3 protein-coding genes are annotated in these 2,400 nt (G+C 74.8%); 1 reads left to right on the forward strand and 2 read right to left on the reverse strand.

Features of this window, described 5'->3' with window-relative positions; all coding sequences use genetic code 11:
* Positions 1-442, reverse strand: a 442-nt coding sequence (locus tag HW445_RS27065; RefSeq protein WP_180223501.1) for a class I SAM-dependent methyltransferase, incomplete at its 3' end; no start/stop codon positions are given.
* Between the two features lie 158 nt (positions 443-600).
* Here HW445_RS27065 and HW445_RS27070 point away from each other — a divergent pair.
* A complete protein-coding gene (locus HW445_RS27070) occupies positions 601-1,269 on the forward strand; it encodes a nucleoside/nucleotide kinase family protein (protein ID WP_180223502.1) in 669 nt (222 codons plus the stop codon).
* Positions 1,270-1,355: 86 nt separating this feature from the next.
* Here HW445_RS27070 and HW445_RS27075 read toward each other — a convergent pair.
* The coding region (locus HW445_RS27075) for a hypothetical protein (protein ID WP_180223503.1) at positions 1,356-2,400 on the reverse strand (1,045 nt) is incomplete at its 5' end.

The following is a 2,400-nucleotide window of genomic DNA, read 5'->3' on the forward strand; positions in this document are numbered from 1 at the left end:
TGCCCGGCAGCGGCAGCCAGTCGAAGTGCGCGATCACCACGCTGCCGCCCGGACGCAGCAGCCGCCGGACCTCCGCGGCGGCCCTGGGCGCGTCGAACCAGTGCCAGCACTGACCGGCCGTGACGACGTCGAAGCGGGCGCCGGGGAGGCCGGTCTCCTCGGCGGTGCCCACCCGGTACGCGGCCGTCACGCCCGCCTCGGCGTCCAGCCGGCGGGCCTGGTCGAGCAGGGGTGCGGCGGGGTCCACGCCGGTGACGCGCGCGCCCGCCAGGGCGAAGAGCCGGGCGAGGCTGCCGGTGCCGGTGCCGAGGTCGAGGACGTCGCGGCCGGAAGTCTCGACGCCGTGGCGGGCCAGCCGGGTGATCAGCTCCGGCGGGAATCCGGCGCGGTGGCGCCCGTAGTCCTGTGCGGTGAGCCCGAAGTCCGGGGTGTTGCGTTCCATGGCCGCTCCCTGTCCTGCCGTACCGTCCCCGCACGATCGCCGTACGGGACCGCCGCATGATCCTTCCCCACGCCGGGCGGGGCGGACCGGACGACCCGGGGAGAGCTGGGTCACAGGGGTGGTGCGGGCCGGTCCCCGGACGTGGTGCGATGGCAGGCATGGACGCCACGACGCTGCTGCGGGAGACGCTGACCCTGACGGGGACGAGCACGGGACGGGTGATCCTCGGCATCGCCGGGGCGCCGGGCGCCGGGAAGTCCACGCTCGCCGAGTACCTGGTGGCGGCCGCCGGGGAGCGGCTGGGTCCGGGGAGCACGGCCTACGTGCCGATGGACGGCTTCCACCTGTCCAACGCCCAGCTCACCCGGCTGGGCCTGACCGGCCGCAAGGGCTCCGAGCCGAGCTTCGACGGCTGGGGGTACGCCGCACTGCTGCGGCGGATCCGCGAGCGGGGCAAGGGGCCGGTGTACGCCCCGGGCTACTCGCGGACCCTGCACGAGCCGGTGGCGGCGCTCCATGTGGTGGAGCCCTCCGTCCGGCTGGTCGTCACCGAGGGGAACTATCTCGCCGTCGCCCGGGGGCCGTGGCCGTCGGCGCGCGCCTGCCTGGACGCTCTCTGGTTCCTGGACGCGCCGGACGCGGTGCGCGAGGAACGGCTGCACGGCCGGCACACGGCGACCGGTTCCGCTCCGGAGGTCGCCCGGGCCCGGGTGACGGACAACGACCGGCCCAACGGGCGTCTGGTGGCGGCCACCCGGGAGGCCTGCGACCGGGTGATCACCGTCGAGGGGCCGCTGGAGCCCCTTCCGCGGTCCCGGCAGCCGTGACCGGCCACCGGTCACGGCGGGCCGGCGGGAGCGGCGGCGACGTCCGCCGGCACCCGCCGCCGCGGCCGGGCCGGGCCGGGCCTGGATCAGAGCAGGTCCCGCCACGTGGAGCTGGTGGCGATCGCCCGGAGCTGTTCCATCGTCAGGGCGGGTGTGTCGCGGGTCGCGGCCGTGTGCTGGGCACCGGAGTTGAAGGCGCTCACCACCACCCGCAAGCCGTCGGGCCGGATGGTGTCGACGGTCCACATCACCACCCCCTTCCCGCCCTTCTCGCCGGGACCCTGCCGCTGCACGACCTTCGTGCCGTCGGGGAGGGTCTCCACGCCGGCGCGGAAGAGCTGCCCCTCGGCGTCGGACATGTCGGGCTGCACGTTGACCTGGACCATGCTCGCCCCGTGGCCGTCGTCGACGACCAGATAGGCGTACTCGGACGCCTGACCGCCCTGCTTCTTCACCTTGAGCCCGTCGGGGAGCAGCGAGACGAAGGTCTTGCGCAGCTCCTCGCCCAGCGCCTCGGGCGGCGCGGCCGCGTCCACCGGCGGGGAGGCGTCCGTCGACGGGGACGCGTCCGGCCGGGGCTTCTTCTCCACGGAGAGGACGTCGACGAGCGGGCGCCAGACAGGAGCCGTGGCCAGCTTCTCCAACTCCTTGACGGAAAGCGGCGGTTCCGGTCGGGTGACCGGGGCGTCCTTCTGTGCCTCGGCGTTCCACTCGCTCACCGAGATGTGCCCGCCCTCGGGAGTGACGAGCTCCGCGGCCCAGTACTTCGTGTCCGCCCGGCGGTCCGGGTACTCGTACCCCTGGAAGATCATGAGCATCGAGCCGTCGGCGAGTTCGGTGGTCCGGCACGCGTCGTGCGGGACGAAGGTCCTGTCCGGGCAGGTGGTGGTCTCGCGGGCCTGCCGGCTTCCCGGTTCCACGCGGTGCAGGCCGACGGCGACCGCCCCGCCTCCCTTGCCGTCGTCGTGCACGACCTGGGCGTACGGCAGGGGGGGTGCGTCGTCGGTGCCCCTCCCCTGCTCCTTGCTGATCCGTCCTTCGGGAAGCAGGGACCTGAGGGTGCGGATCATCTCCTCGGCGGTGATCCCGCCGGCGCCCGGGGCGGGTTCGCCGGCGGCCGGGGACGGGTCC

Origin of the sequence: Streptomyces sp. UH6 (genome assembly GCF_013421635.1) — a bacterium.
Taxonomy (GTDB): Bacteria; Actinomycetota; Actinomycetes; order Streptomycetales; family Streptomycetaceae; genus Streptomyces; species Streptomyces abyssomicinicus.